At 65.7% G+C, this 25,286-nt stretch carries 25 protein-coding genes; 5 read left to right on the top strand and 20 right to left on the bottom strand.

Annotated features, from left to right (window positions below; all coding sequences use genetic code 11):
* The 9 genes from K369_RS16935 to K369_RS16895 all read right to left on the bottom strand — a co-directional run bounded on the left by K369_RS16935 (window position 1) and on the right by K369_RS16895 (window position 9,569).
* Window positions 1-1,308, bottom strand: a complete 1,308-nt coding sequence (locus K369_RS16935; RefSeq protein ID WP_036292638.1) for an HlyC/CorC family transporter — start codon at window positions 1,306-1,308, stop codon at window positions 1-3.
* Between the two features lie 4 nt (window positions 1,309-1,312).
* Entirely contained in the window at window positions 1,313-3,106 is a 1,794-nt protein-coding gene (gene aroB / locus K369_RS25670; protein WP_084570704.1) for a 3-dehydroquinate synthase, read from the bottom strand.
* Window positions 3,107-3,153: 47 nt separating this feature from the next.
* Window positions 3,154-3,864: an NUDIX hydrolase gene (locus K369_RS16925; RefSeq protein WP_036292636.1), complete on the bottom strand. Its 711-nt coding sequence runs from the start codon at window positions 3,862-3,864 to the stop codon at window positions 3,154-3,156.
* Entirely contained in the window at window positions 3,861-4,766 is a 906-nt protein-coding gene (locus K369_RS16920; protein ID WP_036292634.1) for a PhzF family phenazine biosynthesis protein, read from the bottom strand. The genes K369_RS16925 and K369_RS16920 overlap by 4 nt, the downstream gene beginning before the upstream one ends.
* Window positions 4,767-4,837: 71 nt before the next feature.
* On the bottom strand, window positions 4,838-5,299 hold the full coding sequence (locus K369_RS16915) for a nuclear transport factor 2 family protein (protein ID WP_036292632.1): 462 nt from the start codon (window positions 5,297-5,299) through the stop codon (window positions 4,838-4,840).
* 23 nt (window positions 5,300-5,322) lie between these two features.
* Window positions 5,323-5,787: a nuclear transport factor 2 family protein gene (locus tag K369_RS16910; protein ID WP_036292631.1), complete on the bottom strand. Its 465-nt coding sequence runs from the start codon at window positions 5,785-5,787 to the stop codon at window positions 5,323-5,325.
* A gap of 151 nt (window positions 5,788-5,938) precedes the next feature.
* Window positions 5,939-6,958: a ketol-acid reductoisomerase gene (gene ilvC, locus K369_RS16905; protein WP_024881201.1), complete on the bottom strand. Its 1,020-nt coding sequence runs from the start codon at window positions 6,956-6,958 to the stop codon at window positions 5,939-5,941.
* Window positions 6,959-7,165: 207 nt separating this feature from the next.
* Window positions 7,166-7,717: an acetolactate synthase small subunit gene (ilvN, locus tag K369_RS16900; RefSeq protein ID WP_036292629.1), complete on the bottom strand. Its 552-nt coding sequence runs from the start codon at window positions 7,715-7,717 to the stop codon at window positions 7,166-7,168.
* A gap of 79 nt (window positions 7,718-7,796) precedes the next feature.
* Window positions 7,797-9,569 (bottom strand): acetolactate synthase 3 large subunit, encoded by a 1,773-nt coding sequence (locus K369_RS16895; protein ID WP_036292626.1) that lies wholly within the window; start codon window positions 9,567-9,569, stop codon window positions 7,797-7,799.
* Window positions 9,570-9,910: 341 nt separating this feature from the next.
* Between K369_RS16895 and K369_RS16890 the strand changes: the two genes are divergently transcribed.
* Window positions 9,911-10,429, top strand: a complete 519-nt coding sequence (locus K369_RS16890) for a TIGR00645 family protein (protein ID WP_024881198.1) — start codon at window positions 9,911-9,913, stop codon at window positions 10,427-10,429.
* 21 nt (window positions 10,430-10,450) lie between these two features.
* Here K369_RS16890 and K369_RS16885 read toward each other — a convergent pair whose 3' ends face one another.
* The 6 genes from K369_RS16885 to K369_RS16865 all read right to left on the bottom strand — a co-directional run bounded on the left by K369_RS16885 (window position 10,451) and on the right by K369_RS16865 (window position 14,649).
* A complete protein-coding gene (locus K369_RS16885; protein WP_036292624.1) occupies window positions 10,451-10,750 on the bottom strand; it encodes a zinc ribbon domain-containing protein YjdM in 300 nt (99 codons plus the stop codon).
* Window positions 10,751-10,874: 124 nt separating this feature from the next.
* On the bottom strand, window positions 10,875-11,300 hold the full coding sequence (locus K369_RS16880) for a hypothetical protein (RefSeq protein ID WP_156967952.1): 426 nt from the start codon (window positions 11,298-11,300) through the stop codon (window positions 10,875-10,877).
* A gap of 35 nt (window positions 11,301-11,335) precedes the next feature.
* The gene (locus tag K369_RS26605; RefSeq protein WP_108917330.1) at window positions 11,336-11,515 is read right to left on the bottom strand and encodes a hypothetical protein; all 180 of its coding nucleotides are present in this window, start codon (window positions 11,513-11,515) and stop codon (window positions 11,336-11,338) included.
* An 85-nt stretch (window positions 11,516-11,600) separates the two neighbouring features.
* Window positions 11,601-12,749 carry an ABC transporter permease gene (locus tag K369_RS16875; protein ID WP_084570703.1) on the bottom strand — a complete coding sequence of 383 codons (1,149 nt, stop codon included), beginning with the start codon at window positions 12,747-12,749 and terminating at the stop codon, window positions 11,601-11,603.
* Window positions 12,746-13,672: an ABC transporter ATP-binding protein gene (locus tag K369_RS16870; protein WP_036292618.1), complete on the bottom strand. Its 927-nt coding sequence runs from the start codon at window positions 13,670-13,672 to the stop codon at window positions 12,746-12,748. Before K369_RS16870 ends, K369_RS16875 begins: the two co-directional genes overlap by 4 nt.
* On the bottom strand, window positions 13,669-14,649 hold the full coding sequence (locus tag K369_RS16865; RefSeq protein ID WP_036292616.1) for an HlyD family secretion protein: 981 nt from the start codon (window positions 14,647-14,649) through the stop codon (window positions 13,669-13,671). The genes K369_RS16870 and K369_RS16865 overlap by 4 nt, the downstream gene beginning before the upstream one ends.
* Window positions 14,650-14,833: 184 nt before the next feature.
* Between K369_RS16865 and K369_RS16860 the strand changes: the two genes are divergently transcribed.
* The gene (locus K369_RS16860) at window positions 14,834-15,130 is read left to right on the top strand and encodes a type II toxin-antitoxin system HicB family antitoxin (RefSeq protein WP_018267862.1); all 297 of its coding nucleotides are present in this window, start codon (window positions 14,834-14,836) and stop codon (window positions 15,128-15,130) included.
* On the opposite strand, the gene K369_RS16855 is transcribed toward K369_RS16860, so the two are convergent.
* The gene (locus K369_RS16855; RefSeq protein ID WP_036292614.1) at window positions 15,131-15,325 is read right to left on the bottom strand and encodes a type II toxin-antitoxin system HicA family toxin; all 195 of its coding nucleotides are present in this window, start codon (window positions 15,323-15,325) and stop codon (window positions 15,131-15,133) included. It lies immediately after the preceding gene.
* A gap of 172 nt (window positions 15,326-15,497) precedes the next feature.
* Entirely contained in the window at window positions 15,498-17,015 is a 1,518-nt protein-coding gene (adh, locus tag K369_RS16850; RefSeq protein ID WP_036292612.1) for an aldehyde dehydrogenase, read from the bottom strand.
* Between the two features lie 306 nt (window positions 17,016-17,321).
* On the opposite strand from adh, the gene K369_RS16845 reads away from it, so the two are divergent.
* A complete protein-coding gene (locus tag K369_RS16845) occupies window positions 17,322-18,089 on the top strand; it encodes a hypothetical protein (protein WP_036292610.1) in 768 nt (255 codons plus the stop codon).
* A 1-nt stretch (window position 18,090) separates the two neighbouring features.
* A complete protein-coding gene (locus K369_RS16840) occupies window positions 18,091-18,273 on the top strand; it encodes a hypothetical protein (RefSeq protein WP_036292608.1) in 183 nt (60 codons plus the stop codon).
* A 3-nt stretch (window positions 18,274-18,276) separates the two neighbouring features.
* Here K369_RS16840 and K369_RS16835 read toward each other — a convergent pair whose 3' ends face one another.
* Window positions 18,277-19,290: a helix-turn-helix domain-containing protein gene (locus K369_RS16835; protein WP_051949351.1), complete on the bottom strand. Its 1,014-nt coding sequence runs from the start codon at window positions 19,288-19,290 to the stop codon at window positions 18,277-18,279.
* A gap of 418 nt (window positions 19,291-19,708) precedes the next feature.
* Here K369_RS16835 and K369_RS16830 point away from each other — a divergent pair, with 418 nt between their 5' ends.
* Window positions 19,709-20,704, top strand: coding sequence for a DUF2778 domain-containing protein (locus tag K369_RS16830; protein WP_051949350.1), 996 nt, complete (start codon window positions 19,709-19,711; stop codon window positions 20,702-20,704).
* Between the two features lie 174 nt (window positions 20,705-20,878).
* Here the strand turns inward: K369_RS16830 and K369_RS16825 are convergent, their stop codons facing one another.
* Both K369_RS16825 and addA read right to left on the bottom strand, forming a co-directional pair.
* A complete protein-coding gene (locus tag K369_RS16825; RefSeq protein WP_036292606.1) occupies window positions 20,879-21,694 on the bottom strand; it encodes a lipopolysaccharide assembly protein LapB in 816 nt (271 codons plus the stop codon).
* Between the two features lie 87 nt (window positions 21,695-21,781).
* Entirely contained in the window at window positions 21,782-25,282 is a 3,501-nt protein-coding gene (gene addA, locus K369_RS16820; protein WP_036292604.1) for a double-strand break repair helicase AddA, read from the bottom strand.
* Between the last annotated feature and the right edge of the window lie 4 nt (window positions 25,283-25,286).

Genomic DNA, 25,286 nt, shown 5'->3' with positions numbered 1-25,286 from the left:
TCAGGCCGGCTCCTTGGCCTCGGCGGGCGTCACTTTCAGCACGGTGATGCGGTTGCGCATCTTGCGCAGCACCTCGAAGCGGAAGCCGTGGAAGTTGAACACCTGCCCCGCCTCGGGAATGGCCGCCGCCTCATGGATGACGAGGCCGGCGATCGTCGTCGCCTCCTCGTCGGGGAGGCTCCACTCCATGACGCGATTGAGATCGCGCACCGGCACGGCGCCGTCGACGAGCACCGAGCCGTCCTCCTGCGGGCGAACGCCCTGCATGGCGAGGTCATGCTCGTCGCGAATATCGCCGACGATCTCCTCCAATATGTCCTCGAGCGTGACGAGGCCCATCACCTCGCCATATTCGTCGACGACCAGCGCGAAATGCGTCTTGCGCTTGAGGAAGGCCTCCAGCTGATCCTCGAGCGTCGTCGATTCCGGCACGAACCAGGGCTCGAGCGCTATGTCGTCTATGCTGAGCTTGGAGAAATCCGCCTGCGCCGCATCCAGCGCGCGCAAGAGATCCTTGGAGTGGACGACGCCGATGAAATTGTCGGGCCGGTCACGCCAGATCGGCATGCGCGTGAAGGGCGAGGCGAGAACCTCGCGCACGATCTGCTCGGGCGGCAGATCGGCGTCTATGGTGCGCATTTTGGTGCGGTGGATCATCACATCCGCGACATGCAAAACCTGAAGATCGAGCACGCCGCCGAACATGTCGCGCCAATTGCGCTCGACGGTTCCTTCTTCGTGCATGATGTCGACGGCGCTCTTGAGCTCGTCATAGGGCGAGAGCAGCGTGCGGCCATGGCCGATCTCGACGCCGGCGAGCTTCAGCACGCCGCGCACGAAGGCCTCTACCGCAAAGAGCAGCGGGCCGAAGACGGCGACGAACACGCTGATGATGCGGGCGACGCGCAGCGACAGCCGGTCGGGATGGTTGATCGCGACCGTCTTGGGCAGGACTTCGGCGAAGACCAGCAGCAGCGCCGTCATGATGATGGTGGCGTAGACGGCGCCGCTCTCGCCGGTGAGATAGACCAGCACGCTGGTGGTGAAGGCCGAGCCGCCGATATTGACCAGAGTGGAGCCGAGCAGCAGCGCCGCGATCATGCGATTGCGCTGGCGCAGCAGGCGATTGACCACTGCCGCGCGGCGATCGCCCTCCTTCTCCAGCGAGTGCATATGCGCATGGGAGGCGGCGGTCAGCGCCGTCTCGGAGGCGGAGAAGAAGGCCGAGAGAAGCACGCACAGCAAAACCACCAGGGACGCGACCCAGATGTCGACATTCTCGAGGCCAGCCTCCGCTCCGCCATGCATAGGGCTACTCGCGCGCGATTTCGTCTTTGAGGAAGCTGCGCAGTTGATCCACGTCTATGCCCTTGGCGACGAAGGAGCGTCCGATGCCGCGCGCCAGAATGAAGGTGAGCGCGCCTTTCTCGACTTTCTTGTCCTGGAACATGGCGTCGAGCATGGCGTCGGCGTCGTCGCGCCAGCCGGAAATGTCGCGAATGCGAGTCGGCAGGCCGACGCGGGCGAGATGGCGGCCGACCCGCTCGGCGTCCTGCAGGCTGCACAGGCCGAGCCGCGCCGAGAAGCGGAAGGCGCAGACGAGGCCGATGGCGACGCCTTCGCCATGGACGAGGCGCTCGCCGTCGTAACGCACGAGCCGCTCGAGGGCGTGGCCGAAAGTATGGCCGAGATTGAGCAGAGCGCGATCGCCCTGCTCGGTCTCGTCGCGGGCGACGATCTTGGCCTTGGAGCGGCAGCTCACCGAGATCGCCTCGACGCGGGCGGCGCGGTCGGCGAAGACGGCGGAGGCGTTGTTCTCCAGCCATTCGAAGAAGAAGGCGTCGTCGATGAGGCCGTATTTGACGACCTCGGCGTAGCCGGCGCGGAACTCGCGCAGCGGCAGCGTCGCCAGAGCGTCGACGTCGGCCAGCACCAGCGAGGGCTGATAGAAGGCGCCGACGAGATTCTTGCCCTGCGGCGTGTTGATGCCGGTCTTGCCGCCGACGGAAGAGTCGACCTGCGCCAGCAGAGTCGTCGGCACTTGCACGAAGCGCGAGCCGCGCCGCACGCTCGCCGCCGCGAAGCCGGCGAGATCGCCGACCACGCCGCCGCCGAGCGCCAGCACCACATCGCGCCGCTCGATGCGGGCCTCCAAAATCTCCTCGCAGACGCGCTGGAAGACGGGGAAGGATTTGGAGGCCTCGCCCGGCTCGACGATGATCGAGGCGGTGCGTATCCCGGCTTTCTCCAGGCTGTGGCGCAGCACGGGGAGCTGCAGCCGCGCGACATTGGCGTCGGTGACGACGGCGCAGGCGGCGCCCGGCGCGATGCGCGCGAGATGCTCGCCCGCCTGCTCGAGCAGCCCGGCGCCGATGATGATGTCATAGGCGCGGTCGCTGAGCCCCACTTCGACAGTCTGCGGCTCGACGGAGGCGGGCGGCGTTCGTGACGTCATGAATCTGTCGAAACCTCGTGTGGTCGCGCTCTCCGGCGCGCCATGCGCAAAGGCCAGCAGCGCGGCGATGGTCTCCTCGACCATCACCTCATGCGCCACATCGCGGGAGAGCACGGCGATGTCGGCCTGGCGGTAGACCGGATAGCGCTCGTCCATCAGCCGGCGCAGCACAGCGGCGGGGTCGCTCGTCTGCAGCAGCGGCCGGTCGCCCTTGCGGCGCACGCGGCGCAGCAGCACGTCATGCGCGGCGTCGAACCATAGCGAGACGCCGCGCTCCTTGACCCGCGCGCGGGTGGATTCGTCCATGAAGGCGCCGCCGCCGGTCGCCAGCACGCAGGGCTCGCCGGCCAGCAGCCGGGCGATGACGCGGCGCTCGCAATCGCGGAAATGCGCTTCGCCATATTTGGCGAAAATATCGGGGATCGACATGCCGGCCGCAGCGGCGACGATCTCGGCGTCGGCGTCCTTGAAGGGCAGGCCGAGTCGCTGCGCCAGGCGCTGGCCGATGGAGGTCTTGCCGGAGCCCATCATGCCGACGAGCACGAGCGAGCGGCCGAGCAGAGCGCCGCGAATGGCGCGCGCGCTGTCCTCGGGCGGAGTCTGTCCGCCCGGCCGCGCCGCACGGCCGCCGATCGCTTGCACTTTGCTCATGACGTACAATCTACACCGCGCCGCAAGGAAATTCAGCCCCCATTTGCTCATGTGGGCAGCAGCGGCTCGAGAAAACGGCGGATGAAGTGAAGCATTCTCGGCTCGGCGAGATCGGCGCGCCGCGCGGCCATGCGCACGCCGGCCAGCTCCGGCTTGCTCTGCGCGGCGATAAAGGCGGTCACGCGCTCTTCCAGCGCGGCGGCGGAGAGGGGCGACTGCGCGATTCGCATGCAGGCGACGCGCGGCCCGGCGAAGACGATGGTCCAGTCGGGCGAAAGCCGCACCTCATGCGCCGCAATGCCGGTCTCCTCCTCCAACTCGCGGAGCAGATTGGCCTCGAGATCGACGATCCCGTCGCGCAGATCGCTCGGGTCCGGCGTGCCGGCGGGGAAATAGATCGCCCCGGGGGCGGAGTGATCCGCCCCCATCTCGCCGAGCAGAAAGGCGCCGTCCGACGAGCGCAGCGCCGGCATGGAGAAGCAATTATGGACGCCGCCGCCCGGAAAGCCGAAATCCCGCCAGGCGAGGAAGCGCGAGAAGCGCGTCGTGAAGAATTTGACGCCGAGAATCCCATTCTCCCCGCGCGAGACTCCATGGGCGAGCAGCACAGGCCCGTCATAGAGCGAGGGGACGGCGGCGCGGCGCGTGGCCCAATGGGCGTCGATCTCCGCGCCGCGCAGCCGATCGAAGGCCCAATCATGCGGCTCGAGCACGCAATGCAGGGCGGCGGCGGCGGCGATCTCGATCTCGCCGCTCATAAATCCAATTCTCCGCGTTGCATTTCCACCGCATGTCCCGCCACTGTGACCGCGACGAGCCGGCCCGCCTCGATCCGCGAGCCGAGGATGATGCGGGAGGGACGGCCCATGGCGTAACCTTGCTCGATGACGAATTCGTGCTCGCCGTCCTCCGGCGCCTCGAAAGCGTGGGCGACGCCGGCGAAGGCCGCGGCGGCCGAGCCCGTGGCCGGGTCCTCGCCTATGCCGACGCCATTGGCGAACATTCGCGCGCAGACCGCGCTCGCCGGCTCCACCGTGTCGCTGGTGTAGAGATAGGCGCCGACCGCCTCGCCCATGACGGCCGGAAAGAGCGCCGGGTCCGGCCGCGCGCGATCCAGCGCCGCGCGGGAGGAGAGCGGAATGAAGACGAACTCCACCCCGGCCGAGAAGCGCGAGGGAATATGGCGGGCGAAGCCGATGTCCGCGGCCGAGAGGCCGAGCGCTTGGGCCAGCGCTTCGGCCTCCGGCGCCGGCGCTCCGGGGAGGGGCAGGCGCGGCGCGGCGAAGCGCGCGAGAACGGCGCGGGAGGCGTCCCTCACCACATCGCAGCGGACGAGGCCGATCTCCTCCTCGAGCGCGATGACGATTCCGTTGCGGGTCAGCATCTCCGGCGCGCGCTGCGTCGCGAGCAGGATCGCCGCGCCGATCGTCGGATGGCCGGCGAAGGGCAATTCGCGCGCTGGCGTGAAGATGCGCAGCCGCGCCGTGTTGATGGAATCGCGGGGCTCCAGCACGAAGACGGTCTCGCTCAGATTGAGCTCGCGGGCGATGGACTGCATCGTCGCCGTGTCGAGCCCGTCCGCGCCGAGCACGACGGCGAGCGGATTGCCGGCGAAACGATGCGTCGTGAAGACGTCGAGCGTGAAAAAGCGCAATCGCATGGGAGCGGCGGAGCCTCGGCTAGGGCCAAAAGGGACGGCTCAGGATCGGGACGGCGGGAGCGGGAGCAGGGTCAGGGCCAGGAGGGCTCGCCCTGAATGTTGAGAATGCTGATCGAATCGCGGAACTCGATCAATTCGACGATGAGCCCGTGCTCGAAACGTACGAAATCGGCGAGGTCGACGCGGCCCTCGAGGCCGGTGCCGCGATGGCGCCAGCGCACGCTTCGCCGGAGCGCGACGCGGCCGCCGTCGATGACGACATCGTCGATCATCGGCTCCGACTGGCAGAAGTCGACGTTGATGGCGCGCAATATATTGAGCAGCGCGTCGAGGCCCGTATGGCGCCCGGCATAGGGGATGCGCGTCTTGTCGCCGACGAACTCGCAGACGACATCCGGCGAGAACAGCTCGTGGATGACGCTGAAATCGCCGTTCTCGGCTGGCTGCGAGGCGAGCAGATCGAGGCGGCGACGGATTTCATCACGTTCCAGCCCCGGCGGGCGACGGGCGAAAAGCTCTTCGATATCGGTCATACGCGCCTCGATTCGCGCTTTCTTCAGGGGCGGGGCTCGTCTCTTTCGATGAGCTGGTCGTCGCTGAAGGGATTCCAGCCGTGATAATCGAGATACTCGAACACTTCGATGACCATGCCGTTTCGCCAGGACAGGAAATGCGCCATGTCCATGGTGGCCGTACGGCCGGAGTTGCGATGCCGCCAGGAGTTGCGCCATCGCACCGCCGTCATGGAGCCGTCCACCAATATGTCCAGCACCTCGCTGCCGAGGGGCTCGTAATCGACGTCGGTGAGACGAATATTCTCGCGAAACGCCTCGCGGCCGTGAAGGACGCCGGGAAGAAACAAGCCCTCTTTGGTGGCGTGATAGCGAACGATCACGTCCGGCGCAAAATAGCGCAGCATCTCCTCGATCTGGCCAGACATGCGCAGGCGCGTGATCTCGAAGACATTGCGTCTCAATTTGCGACGTTCCTCTTCGTCAGGCGCGTCGATTTTCGGCTGCATCGCGCCTCTCCGTCGCAAGGGCGGCGCCCCGGCCGCTCCTCTCTCGACGTTGCGTTCGATCCGAGCTGAGCTTCCCTATGGCGCTCTCCTTCGCACGCTCGACGGGAGCACGATCCAATCGGATCGGATCGTGCGCCCGATCGGAAGCGCTCTAGTTGCGGTCCTTGTCGACCAGCCGGTTCTTGCCGATCCAGGGCATCATCGCGCGCAGGCGTCCGCCGACCTCCTCGATCGGATGGGCGGCGTTGCGGGCGCGCGTGGCCTTGAACGACGTCTGGCTCACCTTGTTCTCGAGCATCCAGTCGCGGGTGAACTTGCCGGACTGAATGTCTTCGAGCACGCGCTTCATCTCCGCCTTGGTGTCCTTGGTGACGATGCGCGGGCCGGTGACATATTCGCCATATTCGGCCGTGTTGGAGACCGAGTAGTTCATATTGGCGATGCCGCCCTCATAGATGAGGTCGACGATCAGCTTCACCTCGTGAAGGCACTCGAAATAGGCCATTTCCGGCGCATATCCGGCCTCGACCAAAGTCTCGAAGCCATTGCGGATCAGCTCGACGAGACCGCCGCAGAGCACGACCTGCTCGCCGAAGAGATCGGTCTCGCATTCCTCGCGGAAGCTCGTCTCGATGACGCCGGCGCGGCCGCCGCCGATCGCCGAAGCGTAGGAGAGGCCGAGCTCGAGCGCATTGCCGGAGGCGTTCTGATGCACGGCGATGAGGCAGGGCACGCCGCCGCCCTTCAGATATTCGCCGCGCACCGTATGGCCGGGACCCTTGGGCGCGACCATGATGACGTCGAGATCCTTGCGCGGCTCGATGAGGTTGAAGTGGATGTTGAGGCCATGGGCGAAGAACAGCGCCGCGCCGGGCTTCAGATTCGGCTCGAGCTCGGCGGCGTAGATCTCGCCCTGCAGCTCGTCCGGCGTCAGCATCATGACGACATCGGCCCATTTGGCGGCCTCGGCCACCTCCAGCACCTTGACGCCGGCGCCCTCGGCCTTCTTGGCGGAGGCGGAGCCCTTGCGCAGCGCGACCGCGACCTCGGTGACGCCGGAATCCTTGAGGTTCAGGACATGGGCGTGGCCCTGGCTGCCATAGCCGACCACAGCGACCTTCTTGCCCTTGATCAGATTGATGTCGGCATCCCGATCGTAATAGACGCGCATATTCTCGCTTTCCCCCGCAGGACGACAGTCGGCCGTCGCTAGTCTTCAAGAGTTCCGCAACCGCCGGTCGCGCCGGCAGAGTCGGTTTCCTGATTGATTTTACGTGGCTTTTCTCTCGTCTCGGGAAGAACCGCAGGACGAGAGCGCATTTCGTAGACCTTTCTACGCGTCCCGCGCGCGAAGGTCAAAAATTAAGGATTTGCGCGGTCAGATCGGGTCCGGCCCGCGCGAGATCGCCGCCACGCCCGTGCGCGAGACCTCGACGAGGCCGATCGGGCGCATCAGATCGACGAATTCGTCGATCTTGTCGGGCTTTCCGGTCAGCTCGAAGATGAAGCTCTCGATGGTGGCGTCGACGACGCGGGCGCGGAAAGCCTCGGCCAGCTGCAGAGCGGCGTTGCGCTCCTCGCCCTTGCCCTTGACTTTCACCATGGCCAGCTCGCGCTCCAGCGAGCGGGCGGAGACGGTGAGATCGGTGACCTTATGGACCGGCACCAGCCGCTCGAGCTGATGCTGAATCTGCTCGATCGTCTCCGGCGTGCCGGAGGTGACGACGGTGATGCGCGAGAGATGTTCGCCATGCGCGACCTCGGCCACCGTCAGGCTCTCGATATTATAGCCGCGGCCCGAGAACAGGCCGACGACGCGCGCCAGCACGCCCGGCTCATTGTCGACCAGCACGGCGAGCGTATGCGTCTCCACATTGGAGCGCGACGTCGGCGAGGAATAGGGCGAGGGCGGGGAGAGGGGAGCGTTCATGTGTCCGTTTCCAGCGGTTAGCGAGTAGCGAATAGTCGAAAGCGGAGCAGCTCTATTCGCTACTCGCTATTCGCTCGTCTCACACCAGCATCTTGCCCTTTTCGTCGATGATCGAGCCGAGCTCGATTCCGGCGTCGTCGGAGAGATCGGCGAGCAGCATGTCGTTATGCGCCTTGCCCGAGGGGATCATCGGGAAGCAATTTTCGCCCTTCTCGACGAGGCAGTCGAAGATCACCGGCCCGTCATAGTCGATCATTTCCTGAATGGCGCGATCGAGATCGGCGGGGTCGGAGCAGCGAATGCCCTTGGCGCCGAAGGCCTCGGCGAGCTTCACGAAATCGGGCAGCGCCTCGGAATAGGAGTGCGAGTAGCGTCCGCCGTGCAGCAGCTCCTGCCACTGGCGCACCATGCCCATATATTCATTGTTCAGGATGAAGATCTTGACCGGCAGCCGATATTGGATCGCCGTCGACATCTCCTGAATGTTCATCAGAATGGACGCCTCGCCGGCGATATCGACGACCAGCGATTTGGGATGCGCGAGCTGCGCGCCGATCGCCGCCGGCAGGCCATAGCCCATTGTGCCGAGCCCGCCGGAGGTCATCCAGCGATTGGGCTCGTCGAAATGATAATGCTGCGCGGCCCACATCTGATGCTGGCCGACCTCGGTGGTGACGTAAGGATCGCGATCCTTGGTCAGCGCATAGAGCCGCTGCACGGCATATTGCGGCTTGATGACCTTGTCGGAATTGCGGAAGGCCAGCGACTTGCGGTCGCGCCATTCGTCGATCTTCTTCCACCAGGCGTCGAGCGGCTGCTTCTCGGCGTGCATCGCCTCGGCGCGCCAGATGCGCACCATGCTCTCGAGCACATGGCCGCAATCGCCGACGATCGGCAGATCGACCTTCACATTCTTATTGATCGAGGAGCGGTCGATATCGATGTGGATTTTCTTCGAGCCGGGCGAGAAGGCGTCGAGCCGTCCGGTGATGCGATCGTCGAAGCGCGAGCCGACGGCGATCATCAGATCGCAGTCGTGCATGGCGTTATTGGCCTCGAAAGTGCCGTGCATGCCGAGCATGCCGAGCCAATTGGGGCCGGAGCCCGGATAGGCGCCGAGGCCCATCAGCGTGGAGGTGATCGGGAAGCCGGTGAGCGACACCAATTCGCGCAGCAGCGTCGAGGCCGCCGGGCCGGAATTGATGACGCCGCCGCCCGTATAGAAGATCGGCCGCTTGGCGGCGGCCATCATCGTCACCGCGCGGCGAATGGCGTCCGTGTCGGCGTCGAGCTTGGGCTGATAGGTCTTGTGATGCACATTGCGCGGGCCGGTATAGGTCCCCGACGCGAATTGCACATCCTTCGGAATATCGATGACCACCGGCCCCGGTCGCCCGCTGGAGGCGACATAGAAAGCCTCGTGCAGGATGCGCGGCAGATCGGCGATATTCTTCACCAGATAATTATGCTTGGTGCAGTGGCGGGTGATGCCGACCGTGTCGCATTCCTGAAAAGCGTCGGAGCCGATGAGATGCGTCGGCACCTGGCCGGTGATGCAGACCAGCGGAATGGAGTCCATCAGCGCATCGGTGAGGCCGGTGATGGTGTTGGTGGCGCCGGGGCCGGAGGTCACGAGCAGCACGCCCGGCTTGCCGGAGGAGCGGGCGTAACCCTCGGCGGCGTGCGCCGCGCCCTGCTCGTGGCGCACGAGAATATGCCGCACCTTCTCCTGGTGGAAGAGAACATCATAGATCGGAAGGACGGCGCCGCCGGGATAGCCGAAAAGCACTTCGACGCCCTGATCCTTCAGGGCCTCGACCACCATTTCCGCTCCGGTCATCTGCTTCGCCATTCTCTCCAGCTCCGCTTTTCTCGACCCTCGAGACATAGGACCGCGCGGGCGCGCCCCCATAGGCAATAAAAAAGGCCCCCTGGAGGGCCTCGGATAAGCGCCAGCGGCGGAAGCTCGGGTTCAGACCCGCTCCGTCTCCAGCGCCCTGCCTACGAGAAGAATGCCCTTCACGGCCCGCTCCAGGTGAAATAACGGAGCAGACGTTACGGGAGACGACCGCAGGGGTCAAGGCGATTCCGCGGGCAGAAGGGCGATCGGCGCGAGCGCCGGTCTCCTGAGCTTGGCCGGCGCGGCGAATTCGTGTACGGCTCCGTCGCCTCCCCTACCAGAACGAGTCGAAGATGAAGCGCTTTTTCGAATCCTTCCTGTTCATGTCGCGCTGGCTGCTCGCGCCCTTCTTCGTCATGCTGGCGGTGGGGCTCTTGGAGCTGCTCTATAAAGCGGGCGTACATCTCTACGAGGCGACGGCGCATCTCCTCACCGCCGCCGAATCCGACATGACCCTGCTGGTGCTGGACCTCATCGACATGACGCTGACCGGCGCTCTGGTGGTGACGGTCATGCTATCGGTCTATGAGAATTTCGTCTCCAGGGTCGACACGGACAGCCAGCCCGGCTGGCCGGACTGGATGGGCTCGATCGATTTCTCCGAGCTGAAGCTGAAGCTGCTCTCGACCATCGTCGCCATCTCGGCGATCAAGCTGCTCGAGGCCTTCATGGACGTGCCGCATATGAATGACCGGGATCTGTATTTCTATCTCGGCATTCATATGGTCTTCGTCGTCTCGACGCTGGCCTTCGCTCTGTCGGAGCGCCTCGCCGGCGGCCATGGAAAAAACCACGACGAGGAGGCGCATTGACGAGCGAGCCGGAAGACCGGCTCAGCGCTTCTTCACGAATTCCGTGCGCAGCACCAATCCTTTGATGGCGTCGTGCCGGCAGTCGATCTCCTCGGGATCGTCGGTGAGGCGGATCGATTTGATCACCGTGCCCTGCTTCAAGGTCTGATTGGCGCCCTTCACCTTCAGATCCTTGATGAGGATGACCGAGTCGCCGTCGGCGAGCGCATTGCCGGCCGAATCCTTCACGACCTTCGCCTGCGCCGCCGCCGCGGCGAGCTGCGACGCCGGAACCCATTCGCCGCTCGCTTCGTCATAGACATAGTCTTCGTCGTCGGCCACGCAAACCTCTTTTCGATTGAACGCCGCGCGCGAGAGCCGCGCATCGGGATGCGCTCTCTTAGGCGACCGCGCCGCCCCGGCGCAAGGTGGAGCGGAGCGATGCGTTTCTTTGGGGGCGACGTCTCTAGAATTTGCGGCCCGGCGGCGCGGGCGCGCATTTCAGCACGGCGATGACGCCGCCATCGTCATATTTCAACGTGCCCGCGGCCACGTCGAGCAGGTTGCGAATATGCTGGTCTCGGCATTTGCCGCTCGCGGCGACGCAGACGCGGTCCTGGCCGAAGCTCACCGCATCCTTGTCGACGCTGACCGCATAAGTGACCTTTTGCGTCTCGCTGGAGCCGCTCGCGCCGGAGACATAGGAATCGCCATCGCGATATTCCTCGGCGACGCCGTCCTCCCAAATGAGCTGCACGAAGCGCCGGCCGGTGTCGATGTCGATCGCGACCGTCCGATTCGTGCGCCCGCAATCGAGATGAATTTCCGAGGCGAGGGCGTGCGGCGCGACCAGCAGCGCCAGGGCCGCAAAAGTGTAGAGTGAGGCGTTCATTCCATTTTCCGCAATGCGCGCGCGGCGCGGCCTCGTCAATTTCTCGGCAGGGAGGAGCGCATCTCGTCGCAGGCGCGCAATTGCGCCTCGGTCGCGGACCAATAGGAGATTTCGCAAAGCGCCTGATAGCGACTGGCGACGAAGATCGACCACAGAAAATAGCCGAAGCCTGCGACGCCCAACGCGAGCAGCATGTTGCGACTAAAAGCGTTCATGATCGCCCTTTCGCGCCGATGCGGCCCGACGCCTTCCGCCCTGTCATCCTGGCGCTTGCGTATGGCGGGGTCAAGCGCGTTCCCGTCAGTCCAAAGTCTGGCGGAAGCGCATCACCGCGACGCTCATCGCCACCAGGGTGAAGACGCCGAGCGCGAGCGTGTCGCTGGTCAGATCGCCGAAGCTCGAGCCTTTCAGCATGATCGAGCGCACGATGCGCAGATAATGGGTGAGCGGCAGCGCCTCGCCGACATATTGCGCCCATTGCGGCATGCCGCGGAAGGGGAAGAAGAAGCCAGAGAGCAGCATATTGGGCAGGAAGAAGAAGAAGGTCATCTGGATCGCCTGCAATTGATTGACGGCGATCGTCGAGAATGTGTAGCCGACCGAGAGATTGGCGGTGATGAACAAGAGCGTCAGCGGCGCCAGCGCGAGCAGCGAGCCGACGATCGGCACGCCGAACAATAGTGTCGCGACGATGAGGATAATGCCCATCTGCACGCCGCCGACCACGACATAAGGCGCGATCTTGCCGAGCATGATCTCGGTCGGCCGCACCGGCATTGCGAGCAGCGCCTCCATCGTGCCGCGCTCGATCTCGCGCGTCACCGACAGCGCGGTGTAGATCAGCATGGTCATTGTGAGAATCGTGCCGACGAGTCCGGGCACGATGTTTCGGCGCGTCTCGCCAGCCGCATTGTAGCGGCGATGCACGCGCACCTCGAAAGGCGGCGGTCCTTGCGCGAGATGCGCGAGCGGGCCGGTCAGCTCGCGGTCCAGCGCGCTCGCGGCCGCGGCCGTCACGGCGGAGACGGCGCCGCCGGTCGCCGTGGGATCGGTGGCGTCGGCGACGACGAGCACGGGAGGCCGCTCGCCGCGAATGACGCGCCGGCCGAAATCGGGCGGCACCTCTATGACGAATTGCACGCGATTGGAGAGGATCAGCTTCTCGGCGTCGCTCTCGTCCGTCGCTGCGGCGATGATGTCGAAATAATCGGTCGTGCGCAGCGCTGCGACGAAGGAGCGCGCCAGCGGCCCGTCGTCCTGCACCAGCAGCGCCGTGGCGAGATGCTTGGGATCGGCGTTGATGGCGTAGCCGAACAGCAGCAGCTGAATGAGCGGAATGCCGACGATCATCGCCAGCGTCACGCGATCGCGGCGCAGCTGAATCAGCTCCTTCACGAACATCGCATAGATGCGCGCGAGCGAGGCGCGCATGTTCGGCGTGAACATCATCGTCGCGCCTCTATGTGAGTCATGAGATCGATGAACACATCCTCGAGCGAGGGCTCGCCGCGCGTCCATTGCTGCGGCGCGCTCTCGCCGAACTCGCGCACGATCGCGGCGAGGCGCGCGGCGTCGCGGCCGGCGACATGCAGCGCCATGCCGAAGGGCGCGACCATATCGACGCCCTTCGTCGCTTTCAGCCGCATGGCGAGCGCGCCGAGATCGGGGCCGGTCACGACGTAAGTCGAGAGGCCGGAGCGGGCGACGATCTCGGCGATCGTCCCCTGCGCCAAAAGGCGGCCGTCGGCGATATAGGCGATCTCGTGACAGCGCTCCGCCTCGTCCATGTAGTGGGTGGAGACGAGCACGGTGAGGCCTTGCGCGGCGAGCGAATGAATCTCGTCCCAGAAATCGCGCCGCGCCTTGGGGTCGACGCCCGCCGTCGGCTCGTCGAGCAGCAGCAGCGCAGGTCCGGGCAATATGCAGGCGGCGAGCGCCAGCCGCTGCTTCCAGCCGCCGGAGAGCTCGCCGGCGAGCTGCTCGGCGCGTTTCTCCAACCCTAAGCGAATGATGGCTTCCCGCGCCATCTCCACAGGCCGCGCGAGGCCGTAGATGCGCGCGACGAATTCGAGATTCTCGCGGATCGAGAGATCGGCGTAGAGCGAGAAGCGCTGCGTCATATAGCCGACCTGGCGCTTGATCTCGTTTTGCTGCGTGCGAATGTCATAGCCGAGACAGGAGCCGCGGCCGGAATCGGGCGTCAGCAATCCGCAGAGCATGCGGATCGTCGTCGTCTTGCCGCTGCCATTGGGGCCGAGAAACCCATGAATGCGGCCGCGCTCGACGCGCATGGTGAGATTGTCGACCACCTTGCGAGCGCCGAAGGATTTGGTGAGCCCCTCGGCCTCGATGGCGATCTCGACGCCGCTCACGGCGACGCGCTCTCGGCGGAAAGGCGCACGCGCACGGGAAGGCCGAGCGGCAGCAGCAGCGTTCTGTCCTCGAGCCGCGCCTCCGCCTTGAAGACGAGCTTGGCGCGCTCCTGATCGCTGAAGATGACGGGCGGCGTATATTCCTCGCGCTGCGCGATGAAGCTGATGCGGCCCGAAAGGCCCTTCTCGCAGCCGTCGCATTCGATGGCGACGCGCGCGCCGAGCCGCGCCTCGACGAGCCGCGCCTGCGGAACATAGAAGCGCACCTTGCGATTCTCCGGCGGCAGCAGGGAGAGCGCCGGCTGGCCGGCGACGACCATCTCGCCGGCGCGGAAGAAAATATCCTGCACGACGCCAGCCGCCGGCGCGACGACCTTTTGTCGCGCGATGCGCGTGTCGAGCTGCTCGATCTGCGCGCGCGCCATGACGATCGCCGATTGCGCGGCCTCGATCTCCTGATTGCGGCTCGGCAGGCGCGCGACCTCGATCTGGCGCTCCGCCTCGGCGAGCGTGGCCTTGTCGCGATCCCGCGTCATCACGGCCTGATCGAGCGCCGATTTCGGCGCATTGCCATGCGAAGAGAGAATGCGCTTGCGCTCATATTCGGCGGCCGAGAGCGCGAGCGAGGCGCGGGCGCGCTCGACGGCGGCCTGCAGCACGGCGATCTGCTGCGGACGATTCATGGAGGCGCGCAGATTCTCGAGCTGCGCCTGCATTTGCGCCAGCCGCGCGGCGGCCTCGGCGCGCTGGCGATCGAGCACGGGGGTGGCCATGGAGAAGAGCGGCTCGCCCTCCGTCACCGCGCTGCCGGCCTCGACGTCGAGCCGGGCGAGACGCTCGCCCTCCACCGGGCCGATATAGAGAAGCTCGCCCTCGACATAGCCGAGGAAGGCGCCGGAGCCATAGGCGTCGCCGCGCATCCGCCATAGGCCGAGCGTGATGGGGATCAGCAGGACGAGCAGGAGCCAGCGTCTCATTTCCGTCCTCGCAACGGCGGACGGAGCGGGCCGGCGCGCCCAATATGCTCGATCCGAGCCTCCCCCTCGCGTCAGGCTGTTAAGTCGCGCGGAGGGCGCGGTCAAGACCCTGCTGGCGTCGCAAGGGCGTGGCCAAATTCGGCGTATGAGCTATATTGTCGACGATTTCGAAAGCAGGCCGACCATGAAACCCTATATCGCGATCGTCCATCAGGAAGAGGGCAGCGCCTATGGCGTGAGCTTTCCCGACGCGCCAGGCTGCTTCTCGGCAGCCGACGAGCTCGACGATCTCTTCGTTATGGCGACCGAGGCGCTGGAGCTTTGGGCGGACGGCATGCGCGAGGACGGCGCGCCGATCCCCGAGCCGCGCGAGCTGTCGAAATTGAGAGACGATCCAGAATGGGCGGAGAGCTTCGAAGGAGCCGCCTTCATCATCGCCATCGAAGCCCCTTGGGACAGGCTCTCGCGCGCAGCGGAATAATCAGTCCTTCGGCCAGCCGGCCTGACGATAAATGTCGGCGGCGGTCTTGGGCGGAATATTCTTCTTCGGATGAGCGACGGTGACGCGTCCGACTATGCTCGGATGCTTGTATTGCCGATGCGAGCCCTTGGAGCGGACGAGCAGCCAGCCTTCGCGTTCCAGACGACGGATGATCTCGCGGCTGTCGGTGAGCATGATCGCCTTAAAAGAAAAGTCGATGGCGATCTATTGATGACATTCGAACGAATAGCGCAAGCAGTCTATCTGTGCATAATTACCTATGCTTTTGGCGTTCCGCCGTAGGAGCAGCGAGGTCAAAGGGAGCGGGGCGACCGCAGGGAGGGAAACGGCCGCCCCGGCCGGACGCTCAGAAGAAGCCGAGCTTGTCCGGGCTATAGCTGACCAGCAGATTCTTCGTCTGCTGGTAGTGATCGAGCATCATGCGATGATTCTCGCGGCCGATGCCGGACTGCTTGTAGCCGCCGAAGGCCGCATGCGCCGGATAGGCGTGATAGCAATTGGTCCACACGCGTCCCGCCTGCACGGCGCGGCCGACGCGATAGGCGCGGTTGATGTCGCGCGTCCACACGCCGGCGCCGAGGCCGAAGATCGTGTCATTGGCGATCGCCACCGCCTCTTCATCCGTGTCGAACACCGTCACCGACACGACGGGTCCGAAGATCTCCTCCTGGAACACGCGCATCTTATTATTGCCGGCGAGCACTGTGGGCTTCACATAATAGCCGCCGGAAAGATCGCCGCCGAGCTCGGCGCGTCCGCCGCCGATCAATATATCCGCGCCTTCCTTCTGGCCGATGTCGATATAGCCGAGGATCTTTTCCATCTGCTCCTTGGAGGCTTGCGCGCCGATCATCGTCTTGGCGTCGAGCGGGTCGCCCTGCACGATGGCGCCGACGCGCTTCACCGCCTTCTCGATGAATTTGTCGTAGATGCTCCGCTGCACCAGAGCGCGGCTCGGGCAGGTGCAGACCTCGCCCTGATTGAGCGCGAACATGGCGAAGCCTTCGAGCGCTTTGTCGAGGAAAGCGTCGTCCTCCGCCGCCACATCGGCGAAGAAGATGTTCGGCGATTTGCCGCCGAGCTCCAATGTCGTGGGGATGAGATTGCGCGCGGCATATTCGCCGATCAGCCGTCCCGTGCTGGTCTCGCCGGTGAAGGCGATCTTGGCGATGCGCGGCGAGGAGGCGAGCGGCTTGCCCGCCTCGAGGCCGAAGCCATTGACGATATTGACGACGCCGGCCGGCAGCAGATCGCCGACGATCTTCGCCCATACGAGTATGGAGGCCGGCGTCTGCTCGGCCGGTTTCAGCACCACGCAATTGCCCGCCGCGATCGCGGGAGCGAGCTTCCACGCCGCCATCAGCAAGGGAAAATTCCACGGGATGATCTGGCCGACGACGCCGAGCGGCTCGTGGAAATGATAGGCGACCGTGTCGTGGTCGATTTCCGATATGCCGCCTTCCTGCGCGCGGATCGCCGAGGCGAAATAGCGGAAATGATCGATGGCGAGCGGAATGTCGGCAGCCGTCGTCTCGCGGATCGGCTTGCCATTGTCCCAGCTCTCGGCTTCCGCGAGCGCTGCGAGATTTTGCTCCATGCGATCGGCGACGGCGAGGAGAACGCGCGCACGCTCGCCGACGCTGGCGCGGCCCCAAGCGTCCTTGGCGGCATGGGCGGCGTCGAGCGCGAGCTCTATGTCGGTCGCGTCGGAACGCGGGACCTCGCAGAGAATCTGTCCATTGACCGGAGTCACATTCTCGAAATAGCGGCCGGCGCGCGGAGCGACCCAGCGGCCGCCGATGAAATTCTCGTAGCGCGCCTCGAACTTCGGCGTCGTGGAGCGGAGGAATTCGGGCCTCGTCATGACGTTTCCCCTTTAGTGTCTCTGCGCCTTTGCGGCGTCGGGGGAGATCATCCGCCCGCGCCGCCGGCGGCGCCAGAGGGAGAACGCATGAACCGGCCCGAGGTGTCGCAGATTTGCGACAATCGGGGCGGGCGAAGACGTCACAGCGACGGCTCTGGCCCGAATTCCACGCGCGAGGCGACAGGGAAAGCCCGTATCGGAGCCATGCCGCCGCGCCTCAAAAGTTCACATTGTTTTGATTAGTTGTTCCCCTCTCGGCGAGGCTGGCGGACGCGTCTTCGGCGTGACCGCGAATGATCCGGGAAGATGCGGGACGAGATTTTCAACGTCGATTTTCGAGGGGAGGCGATCATGCCTTTGAACCCAGGCGAAGCCGCGAGATTGCGGAATCTGTGCAATTTGTTTTCGATCGACTTCCGCCTCACGGAGGACAATCCTCCCGGCGCATTGTCGGTCACGACATGCCTTTATTCGATGCCCGTCATCGCGGATCATTTCGAGCGGCGCCGCTTCGGCAATCAGATTTTACAGAGCGCCCATGCGCATTTTCCGTCGTCGGAACAAAAGTCGTCGCAATTTTTCGCGCTCATATCAGCCCGTGTGATCGAGATTCAAGAATTCCGCTCCTGGTACGCGGAAATGGCGCGATCGCCCGAAGAGCTCATTCGTTCATATCAGAGCATGCAGCGCGTCGTCACCGCGCTGAAGTTCATCGGGGTGGGCGCGGGATCCGGGGCCATCGCCGCCGGTATGAAAGAGGCGCTCAAGGCGAAGGGAGGCGCCGAGATGGCCAAAGCCGGGGCCAAGACGACCTTGAGCCGCATGTCGGGAAAAGGCGCGATATTCGAGGGCATCGAAGCGCGATACGGCAAGCTTCCTGTGGGCGGGGGCGTCGCGCTGTTCTTGATCGTCACCGCAGCGACCGCATTGTATGTTTCGCTGCTCGAGGAAATGCGCAAGATAAAGATCGTCATCTTGGATAAATTTCAGAATGGTCAAATCAGCAACGAGCTTTTTTCAAAAGCGTTCACCGAAATAGACCCGAATAGCATCAAAAAATATTGGGAGATGTGATTTGAAAAAAATAGAAGTCGACCGCACCACATTCTACATGGGCGCGACGGCGCTCAATTTCGTATCGTGGGTGCTTCTGTCGGTTTATGCGGACGTGTCGCTCTTGGCGCTGTTTTTACCGGTTTTTGTTTTCTTTTATGTGCTCGTCAGGCTATGCGTGCGTTACGTGTTCGAGATGAAATAGCTCTCACCCCGGTCCCTGCGACAATCCGAGCCGCCCGAGCTTGCGATGCAGAGTGGCGCGGCTGACGCCGAGCAGGCGCGCGGCGGCGGTCACATTGCCATTGGCGCGGGCGAGGGCGCGGCGAATGGCGCCGCGCTCGGCGTCTTCCAGCTCGCTTCGCTGCGGCTCTCCGTTCTGCGGCTCGGTCTCGCCGGCGCCGCTCAGCAGATCGGCGGCCGGCAGCTGCGCCGCTATGCGCGCATCGGTGACGCCGAGCTCGAGCCGCGCCGCGCGCGTCGCGCCGATGACGAGATCGTGCCGGTCGACGGCGATCAGCGAGGCGGCGTTTCGATCGGCCTGCGGCGAGAGCAGAATGCGCGCCTCGGCGAAAGCGCGGCGGAAGTTCAGCGCCTCTATCGTGCGCGCGGCGTCGACGACGGCGACGGAGAGTAGATTGGTCAGCCCGTCGGCCAAGGTCTCGCGGCAGGAGGAGACGTCGAGCGCCGCCGCCAGCCGTCCCAAATGATCGAAGATCGGCGCGGCCGTGCAGCTCAGCCCGGTGTTCTGGGCGTGAAAATGCTGGTCGCGATGGATCGTCAGCGCGCGCTCCTCGACGATGCAGGCGCCGATGGCGTTGGTGCCCTGATGCGCCTCGCTCCATCGCGCGCCGGTCCGCAATCCGCGTCGGTCGAAAATCTCGGCGTCCGCAGGGGCGCCGCGGCGTTCCAGCGGAACGCCGCGCGCATCGGCCAGAAGAACGCAGCAGCCGAGATCGCCGATGGCGGCCGAGAGCCGTTCCATCACGCTCTGCGCGACGCGCGCCAGCGGCTCCAGCCTCTCGCGCGACTCGCGCAATTCCGCGGCGGTGAGAATGGCGGGCGCGAGGCTCGCCGCCGGATCGAGCTTATGCAGCGTGACGCAGCGGCGCCAGGAGGCGGCGACCGCCGAGCGCGCCGGCGCGGTCTCGTCCGCGACCACCGAGCGCACGCGGTCCAAATGCGAATTGGCCAAATGCGAATTGGCGCTGTCTCCGCTCATGCGAAGCTCCCTTTGTCGCCGAGACTATAGAGGGAAAGCGCGCCCGGCGCACGCGTTCCTGCGTCGCATTTCGGTCGCCGAGATTATGCGAAGGATTTACGAAAATGTTTACTATATTGCGGCGTAATTCACCTCCATGGTCAGTGAAGCTCGCGTTGGTCGAACCGAAAGGTCCGAGAAGTCGAGCTTGCGAATACTTGCGCTGAAGCTACGTAGCGCGGACAAAAAACCGCCAAATTGTAACTTCAGTTTCTCGAACAATGCTCGGGATCGGAGAGAAGAAGCTTCATTCCGGGCGCGTGTGGCGTAGTCGAGCGGCTCGCTCATAGAGACGCTTCGACAGTGTGTGTAACGGAAGTCCTTCCGAAAGTGGGGGTGGATGCGTAAGAATCCCGGTGAACGATGCTCTTCCAATTCATTGCCTCGCCGTGAAATCTCTCGCCGCATTCTGTTCTCGACTCTTTTTCTCGCCGGCGCCCTCACCGTGGGCGGACTGGCGGGTCTCGCGATGCGCAGCGCCGAGCAGAAGCCCGAGCCGTCCGCGGCCGCCGCGCTCACGATAGACAGCCCCGAGGAGACGACGGCCTCGATCGAGTCGCCCTCCTTCTCCATTCCCTTCGGAGTGCTGGTCGGCGATCTGCGCTCCCATGCGGCGCCCAAGACGGTCGTCGCCGCGCTCGAGGCGCCGCAATCCCTGCCGACGCCTCCGCTGGCGCCCGTGGCCGCGCCGACGCCGCCCGCCCGCAAGGACGCGGGCCTCGAGCAGCAGGTCGCGGAAGCGGAAGAAGACAGCGCGCCGCTGCCGCCGCCGCGCCCCTCCGAATTCGGCCTGCGCGTCCATCTGCCGACCATTCGCAGCGCGCGAAAGACCGCCTCCGCGCCGTCCGGGGAAGAGGAGAGCAGCCCCTCCTTCTTCGAGAAAGTCTTCGGCCCGCTGCAGCCCACCGGCAAGGCGCTCGCCTATGCGGCGCCGGAGACCGGGCTCTTCGACGGCCTGCGCAATGTGACGCGCGGCAATCCGACGACGGCCTATGACAATCAGACCGCCGTCTACGACATCAGCGCGCATACGGTCTATCTGCCGGACGGCACGCGTCTCGAGGCGCATTCGGGCCTCGGCGACAAATTCGACGATCCGCGCTTCGCCCATGTGCGCATGCGCGGCGTCACGCCGCCGCATACTTACGATCTCACCTTCCGCGAGAGCCTGTTCCATGGCGTGCGCGCGATTCGCTTGACGCCGGTCGGCGGCGAGGGCGCGATCTTCGGCCGCGCCGGCCTGCTCGCGCATACTTACATGCTCGGCGCGCGCGGCGACTCCAATGGCTGCGTGTCGTTCAAGAATTACGCCGCTTTCCTGCGCGCTTTCGAGCGCGGCGAGATCAAGCGCCTCGTCGTCGTCGGCAAGCTGTAAACAAAGCAACGCTCTCGCCCTCATGCTGAGGAGGTCGCGAAGTGGCCGTCTCGAAGCGCGAGGGGGGGGCTCCAGAAGCCGCCGCGTGAAATTTCCCTCGCGCTTCGAGACGCGCCTTTCAGGCGCTCAGCATGAGGGAAATTTCATTTCGATCGTTCCCGGGTCCGAAATCCCTTACAATTTCTTCGGCTCGTCGAAGGCGGGCAGATTGCGGCAGCCGAGCGCGCCATATTCCTCGACGCGCTTGCGCGCGCCCGGCGTGCCGCGCCGCGTCGGATCGAGCGCGATCCAGGAAAACAGCGTGAAGGCCGCGTCGCAAGGCTTGCCCACGGCGACATAGGCGTTGGCCAGCTCGACGAACAGTCGCTCATGCACTTTGGCGCGATCGTGGAACAATTCGATCGCCGTCTTATATTCGCCGATCGCCGCGTCATAGCGCTTGGCGGCGAAGAGCGTCCGCCCGCGCAGATAATGGAAATCCGGCTGGATCGGCTGCTCTGAGATCAGCGCATCGGCGATTTTCAGCGCGCCCTCCGCATCGCCTATGCGCAGGAACAATTCGCCGGCGCGGCCCTTCTCGATCGCGCTGTCCGGGCAGGCCGCGGCGAAGCCGCTGTAGCCGCGCGCGGCGACGCGCTCCTCGCCTTCGACGATCAGCGCCTCGGCGAGAGCCGTGATCGCGCGCTTGTCGCAGGGCTCGCGCAGCAGCTTGGCGAGTGGCGCGGAAATTTTGGGCGAGGCGACGAGGCCGGCCCGCAGCGGCTCCATCTCGAGCCGGGCGTAGACGGGCGCATATTCGTCGGCCGGGGTCGGCGCGCCGACAGCGCTCGCCGCCGCATAGGCCTCGCGGCGCAGAAAGTCGCCGAGCTCCGGCGCGATGACGACAGCGAGCCCGAGCGCGGCCAAAATCGCGACGAGCGCGCCGATCCAGACGCGGCTTCTTTCCGGCGAAGGCGGCGGGGCGATGCGATCCCCGCGGTCGATCTCCATGGTCTATCGTCCCAATGCGCGCGTCGACAATTGTGACGAAAGCTAGCGTGAAATCGCGGCGAAAGCGCGTCCGGCTTTTCCCTCGTCTCAAACCTCCCGCAAAATCTCCTCCAGCGCGGCGTCGAGCGCCTCCGGCTCCGGCTCCTCTATCGTGGCGCTCTGCGTGAAGATCAGCGCGCAGCGCACATTTTTGTGCGGATAGAGCCGTCGCGCCGCGGCGCGATAGACGGCGAGCTGGCGCAATTGCGCGGGCGTCGCCGGATGGCGCGGCGCGCCGGTCTTGAAATCGGCGACGATGACGTCGGTTTCTGTCTCGGCGAGCCGGTCGATGCGGCCGCAAATGGCGATCTCGCCGCGCGGGCTGTCGAGCTTCGCGACGATCTCCACCTCCGGCGCCGAGCCCGGCCCGAACAAAGGCGCGAGCGAGGCGTGGCCGATCACCGCGAGCACGGCGGCGACGAGCCCCTGGCGCTGCGCGGCGTCGAGCGGGGCGGCGCGCAGCTCCAGAAAGCGCAGCGCCGCCTCGACGCGCCGCTCCGGCGGCGTGTCCGGCAGGCGTTGCAGCAGCGTATGGGTGAGCCGGCCGACCAGCAGACGCTCGCGGTCGCGCCGCGTCGGCGCTGCGGTCTCCTCGCCGGCGAAAGGATCGGCAGCCGCCAGCGCCGTCGCCGGCCGCAAGGGCGGGGCCGGCGCGCGCTCCTCCGGCGCCGGCGTGCGCGCATAAAGCGGGACGATGGTCGCCGCGGCCTCTCGCGTCTCGTTCGCCGCCGTCGCGCCATGCGCCGTGACGCCATAGCGCAAAATCTGCTTCGTCTCGTCCAGCGCGTCCGGCGCGCTGTCGCAGGCGGGCTCGAGCGCGTTGCGGATCGCGTCGTACCAGCAGCCGGCGCCGCGCCCCGCCGGCCCGTGGAAGCCGCCGACATAGAGCCGTTCCTCGGCGCGCGTCAGCGCCACATAGAGCAGCCTGCGATGCTCCTCTCGCGCCGCCTCGCGCAGCGCCTCGCGCGCGCTGGCCACGGCGGGCGGATCGGCGGCCATAGCGCTGGACCAGACCAGCGTCGCGCCATCCTCCTCGCCGAGCCGAAAGATCTTCGGATCATGCCGGCCGGAGGGGCCGCCGCAAGTGTCCGGCAAAAAGACGATCTTCGCCTCCAGCCCTTTGGAGGCGTGCACGGTCATCACGCGCACGGCGTCGCCGGCCGCCTCCATGTCGCGCTTGACGGAGAGCTGCAGGCTCTCGACGCTCGCCAAAAATCCGGCGAGGCCCTGCGCCTGCTCGCGCTCGAAGGTGAGCGCGAGGCGCAAAAACTCATCGATCGCGTCATTGGCCTCCTGGCCGAGCCGCCCGACCAGTCTCTCGCGCCCGCCGCCGGCGCTGAGAATATGGCTGTAGAAATCGAATGGCGCGCGTATGCGCGCCTCGCGCGCCCAGGCTTCGACGCGCGCCGCCGCCTCTCTATGCGCCGGCTCCGGCGAGGCGGCGAGCGCATCGATGAGCGCGCCTTCGCGCTTGGGCGCGAGGGCGATGAGATCATCATCGGTGAAGCCGAAGAGCGGCGATTTCAGCAGCGTCGCCAAGGTGAGATCATCCTCGCGCAGCAGCGCGACGCGGCCGAGCGCGACGAGATCCATCACCGCAATATGGCCGGAGAGATCGAGACGATCGGCTCCGGCGACGGGAATCGCCTCCGCCTTCAGCGCGCGAATGACGCCTTCGAAAAAAGCGTCGCGCTTGCGCACCAATATCATCACGTCGCCGGGCCGCACGGGGCGCATCGCGCCTCTGTCCTCGACGCATTCGCCATTCTGCGGCGCGAGCAGCGCCTTCACCTTGCGCGCGATCTTGCGCGCGAGCCGCGCCGGCGGGCCGGCCTCGTTCACATAATCGAGCGGCAGGCGCCAATCCTCCGGCGTCTCCGCGCCCTGGGACGATTCCGGCTCCCATATTTCGACGAGGCCGGACACGTCGCTCTTCCACGCTTCGTGCACGGGCGCGGGCTCCTCGCGGTCCGCCGAAAGGCCGCGCCTGTTCTCCTCGACCGAGAAGACAATATCCACCGCGCCGAGCACTTGCGGCGAGGAGCGGAAGGAGCGCGTCAGCCGCACAGGCTGGAAGCGGAGCTCGGCGTCGCGGAAACGGCGCTCGAAATCGCGGCGCATGGCGTCGAATTTCTCCGGCGCGGCGCCTTGAAAGGAGAAGATCGACTGCTTCTCGTCGCCCACGGCGAAGAAGGTGCGGATGCGCCGCGTGGCGCCGGCGCCGGCGCAGAATTCATCGGCGAGCGCGGCCAATATGTCCCATTGCGCCGCGCTCGTGTCCTGCGCCTCGTCGACGAGAATATGATCGATGCGCGAGTCGAGCTTGTAGAGCACCCAGGACGGGCTCGAGCTTTGAAACAGCCGGCGCGTGCGCTCGATGAGATCGTCGAAATCGAAGAGGCCGCGATTGCTCTTCATCCGCTCATAGGCGGAGAGAATGGCGTCGCCGATCCGCGCCAGCGCCATGGAGCGATCGAAGGCGGCCGCGGCCTTGCGTTTCTCCACCAGCGCGACGAGCCGATCGCGCTCCTCCTCGAGCCGCGCGAGCAATGCGGGCTGCTGCTTTTGAAGCGCGGCGGAAATGATCTTCTGCTTGCCGAGCCCGCGCGGCTCGCCGTCCTTTTTGAAGAAGACCGCGAGATATTCTTCGACGCATGCGCTGAGCTGATCGTTGGCACCCCCTCTCCCGCGCAGCGGGGGAGGGCCGGGGAGGGGGCCTATGAGCCCCGCGGCGATCGTCAATTGCGTCGCGAGCTTCCCATCATTCGCGCCGCCGCCGCTCAGCGCTTGCGCAATTCCATTCCAATCGCGCGGCGCTATCCCGCCCTCGATAATCGCCCGCTCCACCGCCTCGAGCGTCTCGCTTTCGCGCAGCCCTAAGCGTTCGCGCAGCAATTCCGCATAATCGCCGGACGAGAGATTGCGATGCGCCGCGCGATGGCCAAGCAGCTCCGCGATCAGCTCGTCGAAGCCGCCGCCGGAGCAGAGCCGCGACACCGTCTCCAGCGCCGCGCGCAATTCGCCTTCGTCCAGCACGGCGCGGGCGAGCGTTTGGCGCCGCGCGCGCTCCAAAAGCTCGGCGCGCTCGAGATCGTCGAGCACGCGGAAGGACGCCGCGACATTGGCCTCGAAGGGAAAGAGATGCAGAATCCTCTCGCAAAAGGCGTGGATCGTCTGAATCTTCAGCCCGCCCGGCGTCTCCACCGTGCGCGCGAACAGGCGCCGCGCGAAGACGAGCTCCGCGCGCGAGGGCTGCGGCGCGCCGGTGGCGAGAATGGCGGCGGTCAGCGCTTCATCGTCGAGCAGCGCCCAGCCGGCGAGAATATCGAAAATGCGCGCCGCCATATTGGCGGCTGCGGCCTTTGTGTAGGTGAGGCAGAGAATGCGCGACGGCGGCGCGCCGGCCAGCAGCAGACGCACCACGCGCTGCGAGAGAACATGCGTCTTGCCCGAGCCCGCATGGGCCGCCACCCAGGCCGATTGCGCGGGGTCGGAAGCGGTCCGCTGCCGCTCCCGCGTGTCCTTGGCGATGGGGCGTCTGTCGCTCATCTCT

Source organism: Methylosinus sp. PW1, from assembly GCF_000745215.1.
Classification (GTDB): domain Bacteria; phylum Pseudomonadota; class Alphaproteobacteria; order Rhizobiales; family Beijerinckiaceae; genus Methylosinus.
This window is presented reverse-complemented; position numbering and strand designations above follow the sequence as displayed.

Coding starts and splice junctions, on each gene's coding strand:
- K369_RS16880 (WP_156967952.1), bottom strand. CDS start 11,300: ATGAACGCCTCACTCTACACTTTTGCGGCCCTGGCGCTGCTGGTCGCG.
- adh (WP_036292612.1), bottom strand. CDS start 17,015: ATGACGAGGCCCGAATTCCTCCGCTCCACGACGCCGAAGTTCGAGGCG.
- K369_RS16910 (WP_036292631.1), bottom strand. CDS start 5,787: ATGCAGCCGAAAATCGACGCGCCTGACGAAGAGGAACGTCGCAAATTG.
- ilvN (WP_036292629.1), bottom strand. CDS start 7,717: ATGAACGCTCCCCTCTCCCCGCCCTCGCCCTATTCCTCGCCGACGTCG.
- K369_RS16865 (WP_036292616.1), bottom strand. CDS start 14,649: ATGAGACGCTGGCTCCTGCTCGTCCTGCTGATCCCCATCACGCTCGGC.
- K369_RS16845 (WP_036292610.1), top strand. CDS start 17,322: ATGCGGGACGAGATTTTCAACGTCGATTTTCGAGGGGAGGCGATCATG.
- aroB (WP_084570704.1), bottom strand. CDS start 3,106: ATGAGCAAAGTGCAAGCGATCGGCGGCCGTGCGGCGCGGCCGGGCGGA.
- addA (WP_036292604.1), bottom strand. CDS start 25,282: ATGAGCGACAGACGCCCCATCGCCAAGGACACGCGGGAGCGGCAGCGG.
- K369_RS16915 (WP_036292632.1), bottom strand. CDS start 5,299: ATGACCGATATCGAAGAGCTTTTCGCCCGTCGCCCGCCGGGGCTGGAA.
- K369_RS16835 (WP_051949351.1), bottom strand. CDS start 19,290: ATGAGCGGAGACAGCGCCAATTCGCATTTGGCCAATTCGCATTTGGAC.
- K369_RS16825 (WP_036292606.1), bottom strand. CDS start 21,694: ATGGAGATCGACCGCGGGGATCGCATCGCCCCGCCGCCTTCGCCGGAA.
- ilvC (WP_024881201.1), bottom strand. CDS start 6,958: ATGCGCGTCTATTACGATCGGGATGCCGACATCAATCTGATCAAGGGC.
- K369_RS16920 (WP_036292634.1), bottom strand. CDS start 4,766: ATGCGATTGCGCTTTTTCACGCTCGACGTCTTCACGACGCATCGTTTC.
- K369_RS16935 (WP_036292638.1), bottom strand. CDS start 1,308: ATGCATGGCGGAGCGGAGGCTGGCCTCGAGAATGTCGACATCTGGGTC.
- K369_RS16855 (WP_036292614.1), bottom strand. CDS start 15,325: ATGCTCACCGACAGCCGCGAGATCATCCGTCGTCTGGAACGCGAAGGC.
- K369_RS16875 (WP_084570703.1), bottom strand. CDS start 12,749: ATGATGTTCACGCCGAACATGCGCGCCTCGCTCGCGCGCATCTATGCG.
- K369_RS16895 (WP_036292626.1), bottom strand. CDS start 9,569: ATGGCGAAGCAGATGACCGGAGCGGAAATGGTGGTCGAGGCCCTGAAG.
- K369_RS26605 (WP_108917330.1), bottom strand. CDS start 11,515: ATGAACGCTTTTAGTCGCAACATGCTGCTCGCGTTGGGCGTCGCAGGC.
- K369_RS16925 (WP_036292636.1), bottom strand. CDS start 3,864: ATGAGCGGCGAGATCGAGATCGCCGCCGCCGCCGCCCTGCATTGCGTG.
- K369_RS16860 (WP_018267862.1), top strand. CDS start 14,834: ATGAAACCCTATATCGCGATCGTCCATCAGGAAGAGGGCAGCGCCTAT.
- K369_RS16890 (WP_024881198.1), top strand. CDS start 9,911: ATGAAGCGCTTTTTCGAATCCTTCCTGTTCATGTCGCGCTGGCTGCTC.